The following is a 22,908-nucleotide window of genomic DNA, read 5'->3' on the forward strand; positions in this document are numbered from 1 at the left end:
ATGGCTCAACATTATGCAATATGCTATATTTCATTGATCATGCTTTCGTGATGAGCCGAGACAAGGCTGGCGGCGGGCTGCCGCAAACGCCGGTTGCGCATGAGCGGGAATGCAAATAAACGGCCGGACCATCAGGGGTTCGTGCTATGGATGCGGTCCCGATTCAAGGAGGAGCGCGGATTGGCGCTGAGGAACAAACCGGTTCGACGCGAAGAGCCGCTTCCCGATGCCGAAATCCATTCGGCGGGTTTCCGGCAGACACGCGAGGCGCGCCGTAGCGCGCTGGTCGAAGACTATGTCGAGCTGATCGCCGACCTGATCGAGGACGGCAATGAGGCGCGGCAGGTGGATATCGCGGCAAGGCTCGGCGTCGCGCAGCCGACGGTGGCAAAGATGCTGACCAGGCTGTGCGCCGACGGGCTGGTGTCGCGAAAGCCCTATCGGGGTGTGTTCCTGACCGAGGCCGGCCGCAGGGTCGCCGAGGAAAGCCGCATCCGCCACCAGACGGTCGAGGCCTTCCTGCGCTCTCTCGGCGTCAGCGCCGAGACGGCGCGCATCGACGCCGAGGGCATCGAGCACCATGTCAGCGCCGAAACGCTGGAAGCTTTCCGCCGGGCGATGACCTCCGCTCGTTGAGCTCGGGCTCGATACGAGAATAGCGCTGCAGGACGCAAAGTGTCGGTTTCGACCTCGCGAAAAATACTGACTTGACGTATTCGTTGCGATAATTGTCTGCAGGGGGGCGGTGGCATGCCGGTCCCTCTAGGACATTCCTGTCGCGAGGAGTTGCCATGCTTTGGAGAGGCCGTCGTCAGAGCGACAACATCGAAGACGAACGCAGCGACAGCGGCGGCGGGCCTGGCGGCGGATTGGGCGGCGGTGGCCAGTTCCGCATCCCCATCGGCGGCCGTACCGGTGGCGGCGGCAGCATCATCCTGGTTATCCTTGTCGTGCTCGCGGGATGGTATTTCGGCTTCGATCCATCGCAGATCCTGGGTGACGGCAGCGGCGGCCTGGTGCCGGGAGACGGCGGCCAGATCTCCGACACACAGGACAATGGCAACGCCCCCGCCAATGACGAGATGAAGCAGTTCGTCGCGACCGTGCTTGCCGATACCGAGGACACCTGGACCGGCATTTTCAAGTCCGAAGGGCTGACCTACCAGGATCCCAAGCTGGTGCTGTTCAGTGGCCAGGTCCGTTCGGCCTGTGGTTTCGCCTCGGCGGCGGCCGGGCCGTTCTACTGCCCAGGCGATCGCAAGGTCTATCTCGACATGACCTTCTTCCAGCAGCTCGACCAGCAGTTCGGCGCGTCCGGCGAATTCGCCCGTGCCTATGTGGTGGCGCATGAGGTCGGCCACCATGTGCAGAACCTCACCGGTATCATGGGCAAGTTCAACCAGATGCGGCAAGGCATGAGCGAGGCCGACGCCAACCAGCTGTCGGTGCGCGTCGAGCTTCAGGCCGATTGCTTTGCTGGTGTCTGGGCACATTACACGCAGCAGAAGGGCATCCTGGAGCAGGGCGATATCGAAAGCGCGCTGAACGCGGCCAAGCAGATCGGCGACGACACGCTGCAGAAGAGGATGCAGGGCTATGTCGTGCCGGAAAGCTTCAACCACGGCACCTCGCAGCAGCGGCAGACGTGGCTGGCGCGCGGCATAAAGAGCGGCAAGCTGTCCGACTGCAACACGATGGGCGGTCCGATCTGACGCGGCCCTGCCGCTTCTTTGGCGGCTAGGATCGGCGATCAACGCGGCTGGCAAGTGATGTCAGGATGAGGCAATTGCCTTCGTTCGCGTATTGTTCCTGTCGGCGACGTCGCCTATAAGATGCCTCCCGCCTTTGCCCCGGGCGGCCTGAGGAGATTATCATCATGATCGACCCCAAAACCGCCAGGCGGGGCCTTGCGCTCGTTTTCACCACGCTGCTGCTCGACATCATCGGCTTCGGCATCATCATGCCTGTGCTGCCGGCCTATCTGGAGGAACTGAGCGGCGTCAGCGTCAGCCAGGCCGCGATCGAGGGCGGCTGGCTGTTCTTCGTCTATGCGGCGATGCAGTTCGTCTTCGCGCCGATCATGGGCGGCTTAAGCGACCGCTTCGGCCGGCGGCCGATCCTGCTTGCCTCGGTGCTGACTTTTTCCATCGACAACCTGATCTGCGCCATCGCCTGGTCCTATCCGATGCTGTTCATCGGCCGCGTGCTCGCCGGTGTTTCCGGCGCCAGCTATTCGACGACATCCGCCTTCATCGCCGACATCTCAAACGACGAGAACCGGGCGAAGAATTTCGGCCTACTCGGCATCGCCTTCGGCGTCGGCTTCGTCATCGGCCCGGTGCTGGGCGGTCTGCTCGGCACGTTCGGGCCGCGCGTGCCGTTCTATTTCGCGGCCGCGCTTGCCTTCGTGAATTTCCTGATCGCGATGTTCCTGCTACCGGAGACGCTGGACGAAAAGCATCGTCGCCGTTTCGAATGGAAGCGTGCCAATCCGGTCGGCACGCTCATGCAGATGCGCAATTATCCCGGCATCGGCTGGATCGGGCTGGTGTTCTTCCTGATGACGCTCGGCCATATGATGTATCCGGCGGTCTGGGCGTTCGTTTCAAACTACCGCTATGGCTGGAACCAGCAGCAGATCGGCTTCTCGCTCGGCGCCTTCGGCCTGTGCGGGGCGATCATCATGGCGACGGTGCTGCCGCGGATCATTCCCAAGCTCGGCGAGTGGAGGACGGCGGCGATCGGCCTGACCTTCACCGCGCTCAGCGCCTTCGGCTATGCGTTTTCGACGCAAGGCTGGATGATTTATGCGGTCATCGTGGCCGGCTGCCTGGAGGCGCTGGCCGATCCGCCGCTCAGAAGCCTCGCCGCCGCCAAGGTGCCGCCCTCGGCGCAGGGCGAATTGCAGGGCGCGATGACCTCGATCTTCTCGATCACCTCGATCATCACGCCGCTGCTCTACACCGCGATATTTTCCTGGTTCACGGGCCCGGCGGCGCCGGTCGTGTTCGGCGGCGCTCCCTATGTGCTCGGCGCAATTTTCCTGACGCTGGCGGTGATCGTCTTCGTGACGAAAGTTGCCAAGCCGACGCCGAAGGAAGTCGAGCGCATGCACACGCAGGAGCCGGTGACGGACGCTGCTTAGGCCGGCTGCTTGGGCTAGGCGCGTTCGGCCAGCGCTTCCTCGCCGCGGCGTTCGCGGATCAGATTGACGAAGCGCCGGAACAGGTAATGCGAATCCTGCGGGCCGGGCGAGGCCTCGGGATGATGCTGGACCGAGAACACTGGACGGCCGGTCAGGGCGATGCCGCAATTCGAGCCGTCGAAGAGCGAGACATGGGTTTCCTCGACGCCTTCGGGCAGAGAGTCGGCGTCGACGGCGAAACCGTGGTTCATCGAGACGATCTCGACCTTGCCGGTGGTGTGGTCCTTGACCGGATGGTTGGCGCCGTGATGGCCCTGGTGCATCTTCTCGGTCCTGCCGCCGAGCGCCAGCGCCAGCATCTGATGGCCAAGGCAGATGCCGAACACCGGGATGTCGGTCTTCAAGAGATCCTGGATCACCGGCACGGCATATTCGCCGGTCGCTTCCGGATCGCCGGGGCCGTTCGACAGGAAGATGCCGTCCGGCTGCATGGCCATGATCTCCTCGGCACCGGTCTTGGCCGGCACGACGGTGACCTTGGCGCCGAGACCCGCAAGCAGGCGCAGGATGTTGCGCTTGACGCCATAGTCGACGGCCACGACGTGCATGGAAGGCTCGCTCCGCTCGCCATAACCTTCGTTCCAGATCCAGGGCGTCTCGCGCCAGACCGAAGACTGGCCCGACGTGACCTCCTTGGCGAGATCGAGGCCGATCAGACCCGACCAGGCCGCGGCCTGCCGCTTCAGGTCCTCGATGTCGAAGACGCCGTCGGGCGCATGCGCGATGACAGCATTGGGCATGCCCTTTTCGCGGATCAGCACAGTCAGCGCGCGGGTATCGATGCCGGACAGCGCGACGATGCCGCGCCGCTTCAGCCACTGGTCGAGATGGCCGGCGGCGCGATAGTTGGACGGGTCGGTGACGTTGGCCTTGAAGATGGCGCCGACAGCGCCGGCGCGGGCGGCTGGATGCAAATCCTCGATGTCCTCGTCATTGGTGCCGACATTGCCGATATGCGGGAAGGTGAAGGTGACGATCTGGCCGGCGTAAGACGGATCGGTGAGGATTTCTTCATAACCGGTCAGCGCGGTGTTGAAGCACACTTCCGCAACCGCCGATCCCGTGGCGCCAAGGCCGCGGCCTTCGATCACCGTGCCGTCGGCGAGCACCAGAAGGGCGGTCGGCTTTTCGGTTGCCCACGGGGCGGTGGTCGTGGCCATGGCGGCACTCCTGTCAGGCGCGGCAGTCGGTCGGGAGGACCATTTGCGCAGCAAGGCGCGAAGCTGGATTGCCCGGCTCCCACGCGTCAACTCATTGTCTCATGCAGGACCGAGTACATAGGCGAACGCGCCGGAGCGGTCAATGCGGCGCCCCCGGACCACGGCCGATTTGCTTTCGTCCAGCAATATCAGCGGCTTGGCGGGATTTGCGTTGGCCGTTCGGCAAAGCTATTGTCCGCCGCATTCGAAGGAGAAGCACGATGCGCGAGAAAATCGCCGAATCCATGAAGAGCGCGATGAAGGCGCAGGACAAGCACCGCCTGCCGACGCTGCGGCTGATCCAGGCCGCCATCCACGACCGCGACATCGCGAATCGCGGCGCCGGAAAGCCGCCGGCGAGCGAGGAGGAGATCCTGCAGATTCTCGCCAAGATGGTGAAGCAGCGCGAGGAATCGGCTAAGGCCTTCGAGGACGGCAAGCGGCCGGAGCTGGCGGCGCAGGAGCGCAGCGAGATGGCGATCATCCGCGAGTTCCTGCCGACGCAGCTCGACGACGCCGCGATCCAGGCTGCGGCGCGCGAGGCGATCGCGGCGACGAGCGCGGCCAGCCAGAAGGACATGGGCAAGGTGATCGGCGCGCTGAAGCAGAAATATGCCGGCCAGATGGACTTCGCCAAGGCGAGCGCCATCATCAAGGGGTTGCTGCAATAGACGACGGTGTCAGTCCTTGCAGATCGGCACCGGCTGCGGCGGTGGTGCCGGATGATCCTTCTTGTACTGGGCGATGATCGGCTCCAGCATCTTCTTCGGCCAGAATTTGGGAGTGCCGATCTCCTTCAGGCAGGAGGCGTTCCAATAAGTGCCCGCGCTTGAGAGCGCCTGGCCGGCAGCCTTGGCCCGGGCGACAGCGGCGATGTCGCGCGATTCCGGATAGATGTAGAGCGTCGTCGGGTTGTTCTTCACGAGGGGGATGATCTGCTCGGCGTCGGCGGGCGACCAGCTGGTGCAGCCGTTGCTGCGGCCGCCGGCATAGTTCACCAGCTTGCCGAACGGAACGAGGCCGTCATGGTCGGCATAGGAGCTTTGCGGGCTCTTGCGCATGCACAGGCCCTTCAAGATCGCGGCCGGATGGCCGCCGATCACGCGCTGTCTGGCGTTCGCCGCCTCGCCTTCGCCGTCGAACTGGATGAAGCTGCGCATGAACACCGCGTTCTGCGCGCCGACACGATAGTAGCCCTTGAAGGACGTCTTGGTCTCGGCCGTCATATAGGCGCCGCCGGCCGTCAGCGCCGAGTCCATGGCGTTGCCGAAATTCTTGGCGCAGCGCCTGCCGTTGGAGAAATCGGCAACGCCTTTCAGGTTGCGTCCGCCGCCATGGCCCGAGGAAACCGCGCGGAAGAGCTGCTTGCTTTCACAAATGATGTAGTAGCGCTGGCCAGGCACGCTGTTGCCCAAATCCGCGGGACGCGTGGCATCCATGGCGAAGTAGCAGGGGTTGCTGACCGAACCTTCGCTGACCTTCTTCTGGTAGAGCGCGCGCGCCCGCTCCAGCACGACCTGAGAGATCTGGCCTTCGCCATCGCCGACATGGCGCTGCAACCAGTCGGGAACGGTCGACGGCCGCAAGGCCGCAAAAGAGCTGACCGATGCCGTCAGGGCGGCCAGGATCGCGACAAGGCAGAAGATGGTTGCGCCCCGCGGAACAGATCTCAACCGCACCCTCTTGCCCCTCCCGCCGAAATGTCTCGTACCCGTGAATCAGCATGGACGATTATAGAAGGTCTCGCACGCATCGGCGAAACACTTCTAGTTTAGCGACGCCTTTTGGAGGTCGGATTTTCGGCCCGCCTCGATTGAGCTATGATCTGATTCCGGCGCGCCCACGCCTCCTCCCTCCGTCGGGAAGCATCGTTCATGCAGGGCAGTTTATCACCGAACCAACTGTTCGAGCGCCAGACATAAGGAGGGGTTGTCAAGACTGCTCGCGGCAGGAGGTTTTTCGATGCGGTTTTCCGCACCCGTCTATCATCTGAAGCGCCAGGCGCGGCTTCTGTCCCGCAGCGGAAATGTGCCCCTCCACCAGGCGCTCGACCGCGTTGCCGCCAAGCAAGGCTTCGGCAGTTGGAGCCTGCTTGCGGCCAAGGCCGCCGAGGCTGCGCCAGCCGGCGCCCTGTTGGCGCGGCTGATCCCCGGCGACATGGTCCTCGTGGCGGCGCGGCCGGGGCAGGGCAAGACGCTGATGAGCCTCGAGCTTGCCGTGGCAGCCATGAAGCAAGGCAGTCGCGCCGTATTCTTCACCCTGGAATACATGCATGCCGATATCCTCGATCGGTTCCGTGACATCGGCGTCGACCCGGCCGATTTCAACCGCCTGTTCGAGTTCGACAATTCGGACGCCATCAGCGCTACCTACATCATCGAGGCGTTGCGGTCGGCGCCGCGCGGCACGCTGGCGGTCATCGACTATCTGCAACTGCTCGACCAGAAGCGGGAGAATCCGGAACTCATGGTCCAGATACGCGCCTTGAAGTCGTTTGCCCGGGAACGCGGACTGGTGCTCATCTTCATCTCGCAGGTCGACAGGTCATATGATTGCGCCCGGAAAGCGTTCCCGGATATCGGCGATATCCGGCTGCCGAACCCCCTCGACCTGTCGCTGTTCGACAAAGCCTGTTTCCTGAACAAGGGCGAAATCCGGTTTCAGGCGACTTGAGAGCGATCAGTGTCGCTTCTAGGCCGGTCTCGACAGGGAAGCCAAGCATGATCGAAATCGTCAAACCCGCGCTCGAACATTTGCCGTCCTACAAGGCGGCGCTCGAGCGCGGCTGGTCACCCGACAATGTGCGGCTCCTCGAAACGACGCGCGAGCAACTCGAGGCGATCGAGAAGGATCCCGTTGAATTTCTCGCCGGCCTTGACGACCCCGAAGCGAAGGGGCCGCCCATCGTCTTGCCCGACGGCACCGAGGTCGCGCGGCTGCCTGGATTCCGGCGCTGGATCTGGGACGGCGAGGCCGCCGGCTCGATCGGCTTTCGCTGGCAGAAGGGCACGTCGGAGCTGCCCTCGCATGTGCTTGGCCACATCGGCTATGCGGTGGTGCCGTGGAAGCGCAACCGCGGCTATGCCACCGAAGCGCTGCGGCTGATGCTGGACGAGGCGAGGGCGGTCGGGCTCGATCATGTCGAGATCACCAGTGATCTCGACAATCCTGCCTCGCACAAAGTGGTGCTTGCCAATGGCGGCAGGCTGGTCGGGCGGTTTGCCAAACTTGCAGCCTATGGCGGCGCAGAGAGCCTGAGGTTCCGGATCGATCTTTAAAGCGCGTCGCGCTGAAACGGATTCAGGCGACGCGCTTTAAATCTTTGTTCTGATGCATGTCGTTGTCCCAGAACCGCTGCACACTTCTGGGCGACATGCATTAAATTATTCCGCGGCCGCCGGCAGCGGCGGCGTCGCGCGGCTGCGCCATTCCCAGGTCTGCGAGGCAAAAGCCACCACGACCGCCACCAGCATGGCGAGCACGCCGGCCAGCGGCAGGCTGCGATAGCCTAGGCCGGCATTGAGCATCGCCGCGCCCAGCGAGGCAGCCAGCGCGATGCCGACATTGAAGCCGGACGGGATCAGCGAGGAGGCGAGGTTGGAGGCATCGGCCGTCCAGGCGAGGATGCGCGTCTGGATCGGCGCGCCGATGGCGAAATTGAGACCGCCCCAGATGACGATTGCCGCGACCATCGGCAACGGATAGGGGCTGACGAGATAGATGACGCCAAGCGTCACCGCCTGCAGGGCAAGCATGACGATCAGCGACGGCATCAGCTTCCAGTCGGCGAGCTTGCCGCCGACCAGGACGCCGATCGTGGCGCCGACGCCGTTGAGCAAAAGCACAAAGGGGATCAGGCCCTCGTCGAGGCCCGTGACCTCGAGCAGCATCGGCGTGATGTAGGTGAACAGCGCAAACTGGCCGATCATCAGCATCAGCATCAGGATCAGCGAGGTCCAGACCTGCTGGCGGCCGAGCACGCGAACTTCGCGCGCCAGCCCTGCTGGCCGGTTGGCGGCGCCCGCCGTGCGCGGCAGCAGCGCCAGCATGGCGAGGATCGCGACGAGGCCCAGCGCGCCCATCACCCAGAAGGTCGCGCGCCAGCCCCACAGGCTGCCGATCGCGGTGCCGGCGGGCACGCCAATGATATTGGAAACCGTCAGCCCCGAGAGAATGACCGCGACTGCCCGGCCGCGCTGGTCCTCGCGCACCAGGCTGACCGCAACCACCATGGCGACACCGAAATAACAGCCATGCGCCACGGCAGTCGCGACACGCAGCAGAAGCATCGAGGTGAAATCGGGCGCGAGCGCGCAAGCCGCCTGGCCAAGGGTGAAAGCGATCGTGAGCCCAATCAGCAGCGTCTTGCGCGAAACCTTGCCGGTGGCCAAAGCCAGCAGCGGGCCGCCGATGGCAATGCCGCAGGCATAACCGGAGACGAGATAGCCGGCGGTCGGCACCGAAACGCCGAGGCCCTGCGCCACCTCCGGCAGCACGCCGGCGATGACGAATTCGGTGGTGCCGAAGGCGAAGGCGGCAAGGAAAAGGGCAATCAGCGGCAGCATGGTTCAAAACATAGGCGAGGAATGCACGTCTCAAACCATGCCTGCGCGGGCGCGGCAATGCAGAAATTGGTGATGGCGCTTTAGCTTTTCTTGACGGGACGCATCAAAGCCGGCCTGTCGCTTGCTGCTACGCTGCCGTTTTGCGCCCGTAAGGGATCTTCAGCCAGGCCCGTTCGTGCAGGTAGTAAAGCAGCGACTTGGTGACGACCTCGGTGAGCCCGATCGTGGCGGCGAGCTTGATGCTGCCGGTGACCACCAGGGAGATGATCATCGTGTCGATCGTGCCGGTGGCGCGCCATGAAAGCGCCTTGGCGAAGCTGCGCGAATGCGTGTCCATCGACGGATCGTCCTCCCAACAGGTCCACTGGCGTTCCTTAGCCGACGGAAGCGAGGATGAGCAAAGACTAATTTTTTGGCAGGTCCCGATCGCCTCAGCTGGCCTTCAGCCGCGAACCGCCGAGCAGGCCGCGCTCCTCAAGCACCGGATAGGCGATCGAGGCGAGCAGCGAGTTGATCTGCTTCAAGTCGCGGATGGTGTCGAGGTGGATCGAGCTCGTCTCGACGCTCTTGGCGGTGCCTTCGCGCAGGCGCTGAAAATGGCTGGCGCTGGTTTCCTTCTCGCGTTCGCGCAAGAGATCCTTTTCCAGCACCAGCTGGCGCGCGGTTTCCGGATCGCGCGAGACCAGCACGTTGAAGGCAAGCCGCGCATTGGCGAGCACCGAGGAATGGAAGGCGCAGAGCTCCTGCCAGCCTTCCGGTGTGAATTCCAGGCCGCGCTCCAGCTTCTTCCTGACATGCACCAGCATGTTGCGCACGATGATGTCGCCGACCTGCTCCAGCTTGACGCAGGCGCCGATCAGCTCCTGGCACCGCAATGCCTCATCCTCGGTCAGCGGGTTCCTGGTGATCTTGGCGAGATAGAGTTTTATCGCCGCGTGCTTCCTGTCGACGCGGTCGTCGAGCGCGGCCAGCGCCTTGATCTTGTCGGTGTCGGCGTCCTCATAAAGCTCGATGATGCGCTTCAACATGATCTCGACCGTCTCGCAGACCCGCACCACCTCTCGCGTCGCATTGGCCAGCGCCTGGCTCGGCGTGTCCAACGCGCTTTCATTGAGCGCCGACAGTTCGACGACATCCAGCGTGGCGGTCGGCTCCGGCACGGCTCCGAGCGCAACGATCTTCTCCGAGACGCGGTAGACGAGGCCCGCGAGTGGCAGTCCGGCGAGCAGGATGATCACATTGAACAGGATGTGGGCGTTGACGATCTGGTCCGGAACGGTGGCGCCGAGGAAGCCGATGGGCGGCTTCAGCGTCATGAACAGGATCAGCATCACCAGCGAGCCCATGCCGCGCATCAAAAGGTTCCCGATCGGCACGACGCGGACGCCCGGATCGGCATTGCGGGTAAGCAGGGGCGCGATGATCGAGGAGCCGAGATTGACGCCGAGCACCAGCACGATGCCGAGCTCGGGAGGGATAAAGCCGCGCCCGGCCAGCGTCACCAGGAGCAGCACGGCGGCGATCGAGGAATGGAACAGCCAGGTAACCAGCGCGGCGAGCAGGTAAGCGGTGACATAGTCGCCGGAGAAATAGTTGACGATCAGCGGCATCAACTGGCTGTTGCGCAGCGGTTCCGACGCCTGACCGATCATCTCCAGCGACAGGATCAGCAGGCCGACGCCAATCAGGATACGGCCTATCTGCCGCCAATCGCGCCGCTCGGTGGCCATGAACATGACCGTGCCGGCGATCAGGCAGAGCGGCACCAAAAGCGTCAGGTCGAAGGTGAGCAGCTTGGCCACCAGCGCCGAACCGATCTCGGCGCCGCGCACTGCCAATTGCCCGGCGGCGCCCGAAACGATGCCGGCGCCGGCGAAGGAGCCGACCAGCAGCGTCACCGCGGTCGAGCTCTGCAGCGCGATCGCCAGCCCGCAGCCGGCCAGCACCGCCATGACCGGATTGCGCATGGTGGCGCGCAGCCGGTGGCGCAGCACGTCGCCATAGGCGCGCTCGACGCCCGTCTTCACCATGCGGGTGGCGAACAGCATCAGCGCCACCGCGCCGGCAAGGTGCAGGAGGACGACAGAGCCGCTCACAGCCAAACTCGCGAGCTGGCATCAGGGGTGCGGAGAGGGGTACGAATCTTAGTCATTTCAACGAGTCGAAATATACCAGTTAAAATTAGCCGAATAATAGATTTTTCTGATGCGATGATCGTCTCGACTCGACGGCGCATGTCGGAAATGACTGCAGGAAGCATTGGTTGCATGCGCCTGGCGGCAGCGCTTCGCCTCATACCGCCCGACGCTCGGCCGCGTGATCCGAAGCGTTGGTCAAGCGGCCGGTGCAAGTCTTGGAAAACATTGCAGAATTGTAATTCTGGTGTTCAGTTTCGGTTCATCCATTGGCGGCTATTCCCCTGCCTATCGACAACAAGGAATACCGACCATGAAGCGTCTCATACTTTGCGCCGTCACCGCCTCGATGCTGGCCGCCTCGGCCTTCTCCGGCCAGGCCGCGCCGCTCGTCCAGCCGGGCACGCCGCAGTCGAGCTACACCCAGGTCGACTGGCAGAAGCCCGGCAGGCATGTCGACAAGCGGGTCATCGTCAAGAACAAGGTGGTAAGGCGCAGCCATTGGCGCAACGGCCAAAGATATTCCGACTGGAACCGTCACCAGCCGGTCCGCGACTGGAACCGCCACGGCCTGCGCCGCCCTGGTCCCGGCCAAGAATGGATCCGCGTCGGCAACGAGTATTTGCTGGTCAGCATCCTCTCCGGCATCGTCTTCGGCGCGATCGCCGCCCAGTAATCCGCGACAATCCGGAAATCCGGTAGGCGGCCGCCCGGCCGCCTTCTTTTCGTCTGTGAAAAGCGGGTACGATGGGCCGGATGGGGTCGCCGTGCCCGGGCGGCTTGATTATATGGAGGGCAAACGAGTTCCCCGATGCGCTTTCCGCCCGCCTTCCTCGACGAGATACGCGACCGCGTGCCGATTTCGCAGGTCATCGGCACGCGCGTCGCATGGGACAGGAAGAAGACCAACGCGTCGCGCGGCGACTACTGGGCCTGCTGTCCTTTCCACGGCGAGAAGAGCCCGTCCTTCCATTGCGAGGACAAGAAGGGCCGCTATCACTGCTTCGGCTGCTCGGTTTCGGGCGACCATTTCAAGTTCCTCACCGAGCTAGACGGCATGAGCTTCCCCGAAGCCGTCGAGAAGATCGCCGAGATGGCCGGCGTGCCGATGCCGGTGCGCGACGAACAGGAAGAGCGGCGCGAGAAGGAACGCGCCAGCCTGACCGACGTCATGGAAATGGCGACCGCCTTCTTCCAGGAGCGGCTGCAGAGCGCCGACGGCGCCAAAGCCCGCGCGTATCTGCGCGACCGCGGGCTGACGCCGGCGACGCAGCAATCCTTCCGTCTGGGCTATGCGCCCGACAGCCGCAACGCGCTCAAGGAGCATCTTGCCGCCAAGGGCGTGCCGAAGGCGGATATCGAAGCCTGCGGCCTGGTGCGGCACGGCGACGACATTCCGGTCTCCTATGACTGGTTCCGCGACCGCATCATGTTTCCAATCCCGGATTCGCGCGGCAAGATCATCGCCTTCGGCGGGCGCGCGCTGGCACCCGACGCGCTCGCCAAATACATGAATTCGCCGGAGACGGAGCTCTTCCACAAGGGCAACGTGCTCTACAATTTCGCGCGCGCCCGCAAGGCGTTGGCCAAGGGCGGCACGGTGATCGCCGTCGAAGGTTATATGGACGTGATCGCGCTGGCGCAGGCAGGCTTCGAGAATGCCGTGGCGCCGCTCGGTACTGCGCTCACCGAAAACCAGCTCGAGCTTCTGTGGCGCATGGCGCCCGAGCCGGTGCTGTGCTTCGACGGCGACCAGGCCGGGCTGAAGGCGGCATGGCGTGCGGCCGATCTCGCGCTCCCGTCGGCGCAGACCGACCGCCGGGCGCGCTTTGCCTTGTTGCCGGAAGGCAAGGATCCCGACGATCTGGTCAAGGCCGAGGGGCCGGACGCGTTCCGCGCCGTGCTTGCCGATGCGCGGCCGCTGGACGAACTGTTATGGATGCGCGAGACGGCAGGCGGTGTCTTCGATACGCCGGAGCGGCGAGCTGAGTTGCGGAAAAGGCTGCGGGAGTTGACCAGCCGCATCCGTGACGAGAGCGTGCGTTATTACTATCAGCAGACAATGGACGAGCGGGAGCGGAACTTCTTCGGCTCCCAGCGGAGCGTTCGGCAAGGCCGTCAGGATTGGAAGCCAGGGCAGGGCAAGTCGCCCGTGCCCGGCGGGCAGTTCGCGAAAGGTGGGGCGGCCGGCGGGCGCGCCGCGATCACCGAGAGCCTGGGTCGCTCGGCGCTGGTCAAGCGGGCCGGCGAGGGGATGTCGGTGCGCGAAGCGACGATTATCGTGGCGCTGGTCAATCATCCGGCGCTGATCGACGAGAATTTCGCGCATGTCGAATTCCTCGACCTCGCCAATTCGGATTTGCGCAAGCTGCACGCGGCCATTCTCGACGCCATGGCGCATGAAGCGGCCGACGAGCGCGGCGCGGTCATCGCCACCATCGAGCGCGCCGGCTGCGGCGGCATCTGGGAGCGGGCTGTCGAGTTGATCAAGCGCGCGCGGCAATGGCCGGCGCTCGAAACCGCGGCGCTTGACGATGCCCGCGACGCCTTCAACCAGGCGCTCCACTTGCAGCGCAGCGCCCGCACATTACATAGAGAGCTGAAACAGGCGCAGGCGGCGCTCGATGCAGACCCTTCGGACGAAAACTTCCGGCATCTCGTCGAGATTCAAGCGCAATTCAACGATGTGCAGGCAACGGAAGCGCTGATCGAAGGATTCGGCGTCTCGTCGGGCAGGGTTGGCCGCGTTTAGGCCGAACACCACCCATTGGAAGTGAAGTGGAAATGCGCGGCGCGTCGAATCGACGCCTCTAAGTCGGGTAATTGATTCGCTTTTTTCATGCGAATCATGCCAGAGGCGCTTGACCTTCTGGCAGATTGGCGGAATCAGGACGATTCGAAACGTTAACCGTGCCACGCATCGACGGGAATTCGAGCGATGTGAGGCACCGGTGCGACTGGACAGGCAAAGTGCCCGCTCCAGATATCAGGGTTAATCTGGACTTAATGCATGTCGCCCAAAAGTGGAAACCGGTTTGGGACAGAGACATGCACAAAACAAAAGAGATGACACGGTTGCTGGGCCGGTGAAAAGCGTTCCCGCGCGAGCGCGTCCAGCATAACCGGTACGGCAGTTTACGCGGCCTCGATATTCGGCCGCTTGGAGACGACAAAGAATGGCGACAAAGGAAAAGGAAGAGGTCGAGACCGAACGCGAAGGCGCCACTGATGGCCCCCTGCTCGACCTTTCCGACGATGCTGTCAAGAAGATGATCAAGGCCGCGAAGAAACGCGGCTATGTCACGCTCGACGAGCTCAACGCGGTGCTGCCCTCGGAAGAGACGGATCCGGACCGCATCGAAGATATCAATGCGATGCTCAGTGACATGGGCATCAACGTTGTCGAGGACGACGAGGTGGGCGAGGAGGCGGAAGCCGAGCCGGCCGCCGACGCCGAGGAAGACGCCAACGAGCTCGCCGAGCAGACCGGCACCGCTGTCGCCGCCACGACCACCAAGAAAGAGCCTACCGATCGCACCGACGACCCGGTGCGCATGTATCTGCGCGAGATGGGCTCGGTCGAGCTTCTGTCGCGCGAGGGCGAAATTGCGATCGCCAAGCGCATCGAGGCCGGCCGCGAAACGATGATCGCGGGGCTGTGCGAAAGCCCGCTGACGTTCCAGGCCATCATCATCTGGCGCGACGAGCTCAACGAATCGAAGATCCTGCTGCGCGAGATCATCGACCTCGAGGCGACCTATGCCGGCCCCGAAGCCAAGCAGGCGCCCGTCGTCGAACGCATCGAGGAAGCGCCCAAGTCCGAGGAGAAGCCGCGCGGCCGTTCGGCGGCACGCGAGGAAGAAGACGACATCACCAATGTCGGCGGCGACACGCGCGGGCTGGAGGAAGAGGAAGACGACGAGGACGAGGCGAGCCTGTCGCTGGCCGCGATGGAAGCGGAACTGCGCCCGCAGGTGATGGAGACGCTCGACGTCATCGCCGATACCTACAAGAAGCTGCGCAAGCTGCAGGACCAGCAGGTCGAGAACCGCCTGGCCGCGGCCGGCACGCTGTCGCCCAGCCAGGACCGCCGCCTGAAGGAGCTGAAGGACCAATTGATCAAGGCGGTGAAGTCGCTGTCGCTCAACGCCGCGCGCATCGAGGCGCTGGTGGAGCAGCTCTACGACATCAACAAGCGCCTGGTGCAGAACGAGGGCAAGCTTTTGCGCCTCGCCGAAAGCTATGGCGTGCGCCGCGAGGAGTTCCTGCGGGAGTATCAGGGCTCGGAGCTCGATCCGAACTGGACGCGCTCGATCGCCAACCTGACGTCGCGCGGCTGGAAGGAGTTCACCAAGAACGAGAAGGATGCGATCAAGGAGCTGCGCGCCGAGATCCAGAACCTCGCCACCGAAACGGCGATCTCGATCCTGGAATTCCGCAAGATCGTCAACCAGGTGCAGAAGGGCGAGCGCGAGGCCGCGATCGCCAAGAAGGAAATGGTCGAGGCGAACCTTCGCCTGGTCATCTCCATCGCCAAGAAATACACCAACCGCGGCCTGCAGTTCCTGGATCTCATCCAGGAGGGCAATATCGGCCTGATGAAGGCGGTCGACAAGTTCGAGTACCGTCGCGGCTACAAGTTCTCGACCTACGCCACCTGGTGGATCCGGCAGGCCATCACCCGCTCGATCGCCGACCAGGCGCGCACCATCCGCATTCCGGTGCACATGATCGAGACGATCAACAAGATCGTGCGCACCTCGCGCCAGATGCTGCATGAGATCGGCCGCGAGCCGACGCCGGAGGAACTGGCGGAAAAGCTCGCCATGCCGCTGGAAAAAGTGCGCAAGGTGCTGAAGATCGCCAAGGAGCCGATCTCGCTCGAAACGCCTGTCGGCGACGAGGAGGATTCGCATCTCGGCGACTTCATCGAGGACAAGATGGCGATCCTGCCGATCGACGCGGCGATCCAGGCCAACCTGCGCGAGACGACGACGCGCGTGCTTGCCTCGCTGACGCCGCGCGAGGAGCGCGTGCTCAGAATGCGCTTCGGCATCGGCATGAACACCGATCATACGCTGGAAGAAGTCGGCCAGCAGTTCTCGGTGACGCGCGAGCGTATCCGCCAGATCGAGGCCAAGGCGCTGCGCAAGCTCAAGCATCCGAGCAGGTCGCGCAAGCTCAGAAGCTTCCTCGACAGCTGAAGCAGTCTGCTTTCCGGAGTTCGGCATGGGGGCGACCTACGGAAACATCAGTATAGAGGGGCCAACGCGTGAGGCGTTGGCCAACTGGCTGAGATTGAAGAAAATCGATGCCTTCGTCACCGCGCCGGATGAGAGCGGTTGGATCACATTTTCGGACCAATATACGGACGGGCTCGATCCTGGCTGGATCGAACCTTTGCTCCAGAGCCTTACGCGTGACCTGGCCTGTGTCGGCATCGCGATCACCGTCTACGACGAAGAACAATTGCGCCTCTGGGCGGCGAAGGATGGTTTTCTGCAGTCTCGCTACAATTCTTGCCCAGGCATGGAGATGAGCGACCCTGACGATGAGGATATGCGTCCTCGGCTCGAAGATGCCGCCGCGTTGCTGGCTACGATCGGCAAATCCACCGCGCCCGACAGTCTGCTTCAGATATTGGGGATGGATGGAGCCAAAGAGTACGTAGCTCCGCTCGATCTCCACGAAGAACTCGCGACGTATCTGCGACTTCCGGAGAATTCCGTTGGCCTCGGCCACAGATACATTCTGAAGGATAAGATTGACCTGCTCGAAGAGGGGCTGATCAGGACCGTCGACAGCTAGCGTTGTCGTTTGGGCAGCTGAGCCGAGCGCTGGGCAAGGATCGAAAGGGCGCTTCGGCCCCTTTTTCGTTGCCGGTTTCGCTTGCAACTCTTGTCTGGAACGGTTGCCGGGAGGATAGTCGAAACGTCGAATGCATTTCCGGACAGTTGGCCGGATGCCCTGGCCATCTGGCTCCGATGGGAGGTGTGCCATGACGACGTACATCGTGCTTATCAACTGGACTGAGCTCGGCGCCAAGAATGTGCGGGAATCGCCGAAACGGCTCGATGCGGCCAAGAAGCTGCTGGGGGAAATGGGCGGTTCGTTCAAGGCGTTCTACCTGACCATGGGCGAATGCGACATGGTCGCCATCGTCGAAGCGCCGGACGATGCGGTGCTCGCCCGCTTCGCGCTGATGTTGTCGTCGGGCGGCAATGTCAAAACGCGGACGATGAAGGCGTTTCCGGAATTCGCCTATCGCGAGATCATCAGCTCACTCGGGTAAAGTGGCTAACGGGCGCAGCGCGGCTGTTGCGAAGCCGCGCCGCATTCCCGATAGTCGCGCCATGCCCGAGCCGTTGCTGACAGTCTGGTACAACACACGTTGTCCGGTGTGCGACGCCGGCATCAACCGGCAAAAGCGGCGGCTGGTCGAGGCCGTCAAGGCGGGCCGGGTCGAATTCCGCGACATCAATTTCGAACCTGAGGCGCTCTCCGCCTTCGGCGCCTCGCTGGAGGATATCCGCCGGCGCCTGCATGCGACCGACGCAAGCGGGCGGCTGCTGGTCGGCGCCGACGTCGCGATCGCGGTCTGGCGGATCACGCCGGGCGAGGGATGGCTGGCGAGCTTGTTCGGCAACCCCATCGCGCTGCCGTTGACGCGCTTTGCCTATGACCGTTTTGCGGACGTGCTCTACGGCTGGAACCGACGAAAGGGCCGTTGGTAGCGGTCTGGCCGAGCCGTATGAGGACGCATATGCGATCTTGGAACGGCGTAAGATACATCTTAAGATATATCTTGACTCAACAAGCGCCGCGCCTTACTTACGATGTATCGTAAGATATAGCTCAAGGAGCAATCCATGCACAGACACAACCACTTTGGCGAGCGCATGTTCATGCATATGGCCGGCAAATTTAGTGGCAGAGGGGGCGGCGGTTTCGGCCCGTTCGGCCATGGCGGCAGGGGCGGTGGACGCGGCGGCCCGGGCGACATGTTCCGCGCCGGGCGCATGCTGGCCGACGGCGATCTCAAGCTGATCACGCTGTCGCTGCTGGCCGACGCGCCGCGCCACGGCTACGACATCATCAAAGCTCTGGAAGAGCGCACCAGCGGCATCTACAGCCCGAGCCCGGGCGTGGTTTATCCGACGCTGACCTTCCTGGAGGAGGCGGGCTACGCGGTATCCTCGAGCGAAGGCAACAAGAAGGTGTTTTCGATCACCGAGGCCGGCAAGGCGCATCTGGACGAGAACCGCGAGATGATCGACAGCGTGCTCGACCATCTCGAGCGTTTCGGCCGCAAGATGGCCGCGGCGCGCGAATGGTTCGGCTGGGGCGACGACAAGGACGAGGGGCGCCGCGGCCGCTCCGAAACGCGTGACCGGTTCCGCTCGTTGCGACACCGGCTGCGCGCCGCGCTCGGCGACATCGCCGACGCGCCGGAGGACAAGCAGGCCGAGGCGATCAGCATCCTGGAAGACGCCGCCGAGGCGATCGAAGCCTTGGCTCGCCGCTAAGACATTCTCATAGGGAAGCCCAAAAGCCCGGATCGCTCCGGGCTTTTGTATTCAGTCAGCGATCGGCAAGGGCAGGGGATTATTCCTTGCCGACATATTCGCTGATCAGCTTCTCGTTGCGCGCCTTCTCGATCTTGGCAGTGGTCTCGGCCGCAATCCGCTCGTCGGTGCGGTATTTGACCAGGTTCACCAGGCTGCCGGTGAGCAGCAGCACGCCCATCGCCCAGTAACCTTTGGTCGAGAGGTCGACGGGAGCAAGCCACAGCGACAGGCCGAGCATGAAATAGGCAGCGCCCACCGATATGGTGTTGAAGAGGATATAGGTCTGATTGCCGTTCATCGTCGTATTCCTTGGATTTGATCCGTCACGGGAAATTGCGGGTTCAGTTCAGGGATTTGAGGCGTGCCAGAACATCCTGGGCGCGCACCTTGGTGGCCGGTCCATGGCCTGCTTCGGCGAGACGTTCGCGGATCGCCTCGTGGCGCAGCTCGCCGTCGATCTCGTCGAGGATGCTGGCTTCCTCGAACGGGTCGGAGCTGTCCTTGATGCGGGCCAGCAATTCCTCCGCTTCGTTAATGCTTGCGGTACGGCCGATCGAGCGGTTGAGGCGCGACTGCGCCTTGCGTTCGGCATCGATCGCCCGGGCTGAGATCATGCCTTGGCCGAGATCGATGATGCGGCGATGCGCCTGTTCCACGGACAGACGCATCCGCAAGGTCTTCTCGCCCAGGCTTTTGACCGTGGCGCGGCGGACCTCGCGCTCGTTCTCGAGTTCGGCGATTGCGGAGGCGCCGCCTTCGGCAAGCGCCTGGTTGTTGGCGGAAAGCGCGCTGAGCGTGCGGGTTTCCAGATCGGCGATGCGGCGGTCGAGCTGGTCGAGGCTGGTCTGCTCTGCGCGCTGGCGCACGATCAGCGAGGCGAGCGTCTGCTTGGCGGCGGCAAGGCCCGCCTCTGCGTCGCGGATGCGCTGGGCCAGAAGGTCGATCGCAAAACGATCCTTCAGATTGTCCTCGGCCCGCGCGCTGGCGCCGTCCAGCAATGTCTTGATCAGGCTAAGCATGGTCTTCTTCTCCCTGTTTTCGTGAACGTTGTTCACAAGCTCAACATAACAGGAAATGAACATTGTTCAAGAGTTATTTTGAACGCTGTTCATGAAGCGCCGGACATGGTAAATGCAAGCAACGGAATGAATCCCGGGCCGGGCTTGCCGACTTCGGACATAAGGACAAGAAAGAAGCATGGCGCTGGACAAGGAAGAGATGAGTGAGAAGGTGCTCGCCATTGCCGAGGCGCTGCTCAACGAGGGCGGCGCCGACAACCTGAAAGCGCGCACCATTGCCGAGCAGGCCGGCATCTCCGTCGGATCCGTCTATAACCTCTTTGCCGATCTCGACGAGGTGCACCGCGCCGTCAACATGCGGCTGCTCGACCGGCTCGGCGCGACAGGTCTGGCGGCGATGGCCGATCTCGAAAGGCAAGGGGTGACGGATGTCCAGCACCGCATCCTGGCGATGGCGGCGGCCTATGTGCGCTTCGTCGAGGCCCATCCCGGTAGTTGGCCGGCGGTGCTTGCCTTCAACCGCCGCCGCGCGACGCGGCCCGGCCCCGACGCCTATGACGCGCTGCTCGACGCACTCTTCGACATCGTCGCCGGCGTGCTCAAGGCAGGCGATTTCGGCCTCGACGACGACCGCCGCGCGCTTGCGGCCCGGACCTTGTGGTCAAGCGTGCATGGCATTGTGACCAGCGGCTATGTGGCGAATTCGGACAGCAGGCAGGCCGAGGAGATCTGGCATCAGATCGAGCTTCTGGTCGGCGTTTTCGTCAAGGGGCTGGAACACGGCGGCGCATTCGCGCATGCTGACGCAAAGCCTGCGTAACCAGGGGCGCCGCGAATCCTTGGTGCCCGCGTGAATAGGAGTTTTGAAAAAATGTCTTTTCTGAAGAAGCTTTTCGGCGGCGGCGGCGAGGCAACGGAGGCCGGCACCGCCAAGCCGGCAAAGCAGGTCGAGCACAAGGGATTTCTGATCAGCGCCACGCCCTACAAGGCCGAGGGCCAATACCAGACCTGCGGCGTCGTCTCGAAGGAAGTGGACGGTGTGATGAAAGAGCACCGCTTCATCCGCGCCGACCGTTTCGCCGGGCTGGACGACGCCGTCGACATCTCGATCAAGAAGGGCATCCAGTTGGTCGACGAGCAGGGCGAGCGGATGTTCGGGTAAGCAGTACTTCCGCTGCGCCCGCCAGCTTCTCCTCGCTCAGAACGAGACCTTGTCGCCGCCCTTGAGCTGGAGGATCTGCCGCGCTTCGTCGGGTGTGGCGATCGAGGCGCCGAGGCCTTCGATGATCTGGCGCACCTTGGTCACCTGTTCGGCGCTGGAGCGGGCGAGCTTGCCCTTGCCGATCCATAGCGAGTCCTCCAGGCCGACCCGCACATTGCCGCCCAGCGCAATCGCCTGCGTGGCGATCGGCAGTTGGTGGCGGCCGGCGCCGAGCACCGACCAGTGATAGTCGTTGCCGAACAGGCGGTCGGCGGTGCGCTTCATATGGGCAACGTCTTCCGGGTGAGTGCCGATGCCGCCGAGGATGCCGAACACGCTCTGGACGAAGAACGGCGCCTTGACCAGGCCGCGCTCGACGAAATGCGCCAGCGTGTAGAGATGGCCGATGTCGTAGCATTCGATCTCGAAACGCGTGCCGTTGTCGGCGCAGGTACGCAAGATGTGCTCGATGTCGCCAAAGGTGTTGCGGAAGATGCGGTCGCGCGAGGATTCCAGATAGGGCCGCTCCCAGTCATGCTCGAATGTCTTGAAGCGCTCCAGCATCGGGAACAGCGCGAAATTCATCGAGCCCATGTTGAGCGACGCGACTTCGGGCGCGAACACCTTCGCCGGCCTGACGCGCTCCTCCACGCTCATCGTCGCCGCACCCCCGGTGGTGATGTTGACGACGCAGTTGGAGCGCTGCTTGATGACCTGCAGGAACGGGGCGAAGGCCTCGGTCGACTGGTCTGGGCGCCCGTCGACCGGGTTGCGGGCGTGAAGATGGACGATCGCCGCACCTGCCTCGGCCGCCTCGATGGCCGCGGTCGCGATCTCTTGCGCCGTCACCGGCAGATGCGGCGACATTGACGGCGTATGGATCGAGCCTGTGACCGCGCAGGTGATGATGATCTTGTTCTGGTTCGCCACTTTTGGTGCCCTGACTTCGTTGTTGACCTGCGCCTATTTAACCGCGCCTTACTTTGATGCCGGAAATGAACTGCTTCGACAGCACGACATAAAGCAGGGTAATCGGCAGGGCCGCCAGTGTCAGCCCGGTGAACCGCACCCCCAGTCGGTGGTGAATTCGCCGACGAACACGGTCAGCCCTCGCGGCAGTGTCTTCAAATTGTCGGAGGTGGTCAGGACCAGGGGGAAGAAAAAGTCGTTCCAGCTGTTTGCGCTGGCGGCGGGCGGATCGCTGTCGGCAGAGCAGGATATCGGATCGCGCTCGGCGCCGTGAGGCTGGTCCTGCGAGAGGACCGCCATCCAGCCGTGGCGCTGCCGCCGCTATAGCGGGGGCGAAAATGCAAAAAGAGGCAGGCGCTGGCGGGCACCTGCCTCTTTCATTTCCGGCATCGGCGGTCAGGCCGCGGCGGCGACCTGGTCAGCCGTGGCGGCGGCGATCGCATCGACCTTGGCGGCGGCCTTGGCAAGCGCCGCCGTGACGGCATCAGCGCCCATGCCGACGCCTTCGACGCGGATGACTTCGACATCGGTCATGCCGAGGAAGCCGAGCACGCTGCGCAGATAGGGAACGGCATGGTCCATCTGCACTGCGGCGCCTTCCGAATAGATGCCGCCGGAAGCGAGCACGATATAGACCTTCTTGCCGTTGACGAGGCCCTTCGGACCGCCTTCGCCATAAGCAAAGCTCTTGCCGGAGCGGGCGACATGGTCGACCCAGGACTTCAACGTCGAGGAGATGTTGAAGTTGATGAAACCTGTCGCGAGGATCACGGTGTCGGCAGCGAAAAGCTCGTCGAGCACGGCGTCGGAGACGCCGACGACCTCGGCCTGGCGCGGCGTGCGTGCTTCGGCCGGCGTGTAGATGCCGGTGGCGTAGTCAGGATCGATATGCGGCAGCGGGTTGGCGACGAGATCGCGCACGACGAGCGTGTTGGACGGATCGGCGGCAGCGAGCTTGTGGGCAAGATCGGTGGCGACGCGGGTCGAGTGCGAAGCGGCGCCGCGCGGGCTGGAGGTAACGAGAAGAATAGACATGGCGGTGTCCCC

The 22,908-nt window shown here is 63.5% G+C and carries 25 protein-coding genes; 16 read left to right on the top strand and 9 right to left on the bottom strand.

What is annotated here, in order from left to right; all coding sequences use genetic code 11:
• Positions 1-180 precede the first annotated feature (180 nt).
• From mntR to LB529_RS13130, 3 genes are all read left to right on the top strand, one after another.
• Positions 181-636: a manganese-binding transcriptional regulator MntR gene (gene mntR / locus LB529_RS13120; RefSeq protein WP_224543103.1), complete on the top strand. Its 456-nt coding sequence runs from the start codon at positions 181-183 to the stop codon at positions 634-636.
• Positions 637-791: 155 nt separating this feature from the next.
• Positions 792-1,712 carry a neutral zinc metallopeptidase gene (locus LB529_RS13125; protein WP_224606262.1) on the top strand — a complete coding sequence of 307 codons (921 nt, stop codon included), beginning with the start codon at positions 792-794 and terminating at the stop codon, positions 1,710-1,712.
• 164 nt (positions 1,713-1,876) lie between these two features.
• A complete protein-coding gene (locus LB529_RS13130; RefSeq protein ID WP_224606266.1) occupies positions 1,877-3,145 on the top strand; it encodes a TCR/Tet family MFS transporter in 1,269 nt (422 codons plus the stop codon).
• A 14-nt stretch (positions 3,146-3,159) separates the two neighbouring features.
• Here LB529_RS13130 and carA read toward each other — a convergent pair whose 3' ends face one another.
• Positions 3,160-4,365, bottom strand: coding sequence for a glutamine-hydrolyzing carbamoyl-phosphate synthase small subunit (gene carA / locus LB529_RS13135; RefSeq protein WP_095766618.1), 1,206 nt, complete (start codon positions 4,363-4,365; stop codon positions 3,160-3,162).
• A 260-nt stretch (positions 4,366-4,625) separates the two neighbouring features.
• Here carA and LB529_RS13140 point away from each other — a divergent pair, with 260 nt between their 5' ends.
• Entirely contained in the window at positions 4,626-5,075 is a 450-nt protein-coding gene (locus LB529_RS13140) for a GatB/YqeY domain-containing protein (protein ID WP_224711303.1), read from the top strand.
• 9 nt (positions 5,076-5,084) lie between these two features.
• On the opposite strand, the gene LB529_RS13145 is transcribed toward LB529_RS13140, so the two are convergent.
• Positions 5,085-6,083, bottom strand: coding sequence for a murein L,D-transpeptidase catalytic domain family protein (locus LB529_RS13145; RefSeq protein ID WP_224711304.1), 999 nt, complete (start codon positions 6,081-6,083; stop codon positions 5,085-5,087).
• Positions 6,084-6,366: 283 nt separating this feature from the next.
• Between LB529_RS13145 and LB529_RS13150 the strand changes: the two genes are divergently transcribed.
• Positions 6,367-7,077, top strand: coding sequence for a DNA helicase (locus LB529_RS13150; RefSeq protein WP_224711305.1), 711 nt, complete (start codon positions 6,367-6,369; stop codon positions 7,075-7,077).
• Between the two features lie 47 nt (positions 7,078-7,124).
• Complete coding sequence (locus LB529_RS13155) at positions 7,125-7,682, top strand: GNAT family N-acetyltransferase (protein ID WP_224711306.1); 558 nt, start codon at positions 7,125-7,127, stop codon at positions 7,680-7,682.
• A 105-nt stretch (positions 7,683-7,787) separates the two neighbouring features.
• Here LB529_RS13155 and LB529_RS13160 read toward each other — a convergent pair whose 3' ends face one another.
• From LB529_RS13160 to LB529_RS13170, 3 genes are all read right to left on the bottom strand, one after another.
• Entirely contained in the window at positions 7,788-8,969 is a 1,182-nt protein-coding gene (locus tag LB529_RS13160; protein WP_140838840.1) for an MFS transporter, read from the bottom strand.
• 127 nt (positions 8,970-9,096) lie between these two features.
• Positions 9,097-9,306 carry a DUF2061 domain-containing protein gene (locus LB529_RS13165; RefSeq protein WP_095766624.1) on the bottom strand — a complete coding sequence of 70 codons (210 nt, stop codon included), beginning with the start codon at positions 9,304-9,306 and terminating at the stop codon, positions 9,097-9,099.
• Positions 9,307-9,400: 94 nt separating this feature from the next.
• On the bottom strand, positions 9,401-11,065 hold the full coding sequence (locus tag LB529_RS13170) for a Na/Pi cotransporter family protein (protein ID WP_224707059.1): 1,665 nt from the start codon (positions 11,063-11,065) through the stop codon (positions 9,401-9,403).
• Between the two features lie 352 nt (positions 11,066-11,417).
• On the opposite strand from LB529_RS13170, the gene LB529_RS13175 reads away from it, so the two are divergent.
• The 7 genes from LB529_RS13175 (at position 11,418) to LB529_RS13205 (ending at position 18,630) form a co-directional block, all read left to right on the top strand.
• The gene (locus LB529_RS13175; protein ID WP_224707058.1) at positions 11,418-11,780 is read left to right on the top strand and encodes an RcnB family protein; all 363 of its coding nucleotides are present in this window, start codon (positions 11,418-11,420) and stop codon (positions 11,778-11,780) included.
• A 135-nt stretch (positions 11,781-11,915) separates the two neighbouring features.
• Positions 11,916-13,856 (top strand): DNA primase, encoded by a 1,941-nt coding sequence (gene dnaG, locus LB529_RS13180; protein ID WP_140838494.1) that lies wholly within the window; start codon positions 11,916-11,918, stop codon positions 13,854-13,856.
• Between the two features lie 424 nt (positions 13,857-14,280).
• Positions 14,281-16,308: an RNA polymerase sigma factor RpoD gene (rpoD, locus tag LB529_RS13185; protein WP_224606283.1), complete on the top strand. Its 2,028-nt coding sequence runs from the start codon at positions 14,281-14,283 to the stop codon at positions 16,306-16,308.
• 25 nt (positions 16,309-16,333) lie between these two features.
• On the top strand, positions 16,334-16,912 hold the full coding sequence (locus LB529_RS13190; RefSeq protein WP_224707055.1) for a hypothetical protein: 579 nt from the start codon (positions 16,334-16,336) through the stop codon (positions 16,910-16,912).
• A 190-nt stretch (positions 16,913-17,102) separates the two neighbouring features.
• Positions 17,103-17,396: a GYD domain-containing protein gene (locus tag LB529_RS13195; protein ID WP_095766734.1), complete on the top strand. Its 294-nt coding sequence runs from the start codon at positions 17,103-17,105 to the stop codon at positions 17,394-17,396.
• Positions 17,397-17,457: 61 nt separating this feature from the next.
• Positions 17,458-17,838 (top strand): thiol-disulfide oxidoreductase DCC family protein, encoded by a 381-nt coding sequence (locus tag LB529_RS13200; protein WP_224606285.1) that lies wholly within the window; start codon positions 17,458-17,460, stop codon positions 17,836-17,838.
• 135 nt (positions 17,839-17,973) lie between these two features.
• The gene (locus tag LB529_RS13205; protein ID WP_224640102.1) at positions 17,974-18,630 is read left to right on the top strand and encodes a PadR family transcriptional regulator; all 657 of its coding nucleotides are present in this window, start codon (positions 17,974-17,976) and stop codon (positions 18,628-18,630) included.
• Positions 18,631-18,709: 79 nt separating this feature from the next.
• Here the strand turns inward: LB529_RS13205 and LB529_RS13210 are convergent, their stop codons facing one another.
• The gene (locus LB529_RS13210; RefSeq protein WP_095766630.1) at positions 18,710-18,970 is read right to left on the bottom strand and encodes a YiaA/YiaB family inner membrane protein; all 261 of its coding nucleotides are present in this window, start codon (positions 18,968-18,970) and stop codon (positions 18,710-18,712) included.
• Between the two features lie 43 nt (positions 18,971-19,013).
• Complete coding sequence (locus LB529_RS13215) at positions 19,014-19,691, bottom strand: PspA/IM30 family protein (RefSeq protein ID WP_224640101.1); 678 nt, start codon at positions 19,689-19,691, stop codon at positions 19,014-19,016.
• Positions 19,692-19,869: 178 nt separating this feature from the next.
• Between LB529_RS13215 and LB529_RS13220 the strand changes: the two genes are divergently transcribed.
• On the top strand, positions 19,870-20,511 hold the full coding sequence (locus tag LB529_RS13220) for a TetR/AcrR family transcriptional regulator (protein WP_140838490.1): 642 nt from the start codon (positions 19,870-19,872) through the stop codon (positions 20,509-20,511).
• Between the two features lie 51 nt (positions 20,512-20,562).
• A complete protein-coding gene (locus LB529_RS13225; RefSeq protein WP_095766632.1) occupies positions 20,563-20,853 on the top strand; it encodes an HlyU family transcriptional regulator in 291 nt (96 codons plus the stop codon).
• Positions 20,854-20,889: 36 nt separating this feature from the next.
• Here LB529_RS13225 and LB529_RS13230 read toward each other — a convergent pair whose 3' ends face one another.
• Positions 20,890-21,822 carry a 3-keto-5-aminohexanoate cleavage protein gene (locus tag LB529_RS13230; protein ID WP_027168206.1) on the bottom strand — a complete coding sequence of 311 codons (933 nt, stop codon included), beginning with the start codon at positions 21,820-21,822 and terminating at the stop codon, positions 20,890-20,892.
• On the opposite strand from LB529_RS13230, the gene LB529_RS13235 reads away from it, so the two are divergent.
• Entirely contained in the window at positions 21,806-22,135 is a 330-nt protein-coding gene (locus tag LB529_RS13235; protein WP_224711307.1) for a hypothetical protein, read from the top strand. The two genes, LB529_RS13230 and LB529_RS13235, sit on opposite strands and share 17 nt — an antisense overlap.
• Positions 22,136-22,257: 122 nt before the next feature.
• Here the strand turns inward: LB529_RS13235 and LB529_RS13240 are convergent, their stop codons facing one another.
• Positions 22,258-22,896, bottom strand: coding sequence for an FMN-dependent NADH-azoreductase (locus LB529_RS13240; RefSeq protein ID WP_224711308.1), 639 nt, complete (start codon positions 22,894-22,896; stop codon positions 22,258-22,260).
• Between the last annotated feature and the right edge of the window lie 12 nt (positions 22,897-22,908).

The organism is Mesorhizobium sp. CA5, from assembly GCF_020165105.1.
Taxonomy (GTDB): Bacteria; Pseudomonadota; Alphaproteobacteria; order Rhizobiales; family Rhizobiaceae; genus Mesorhizobium.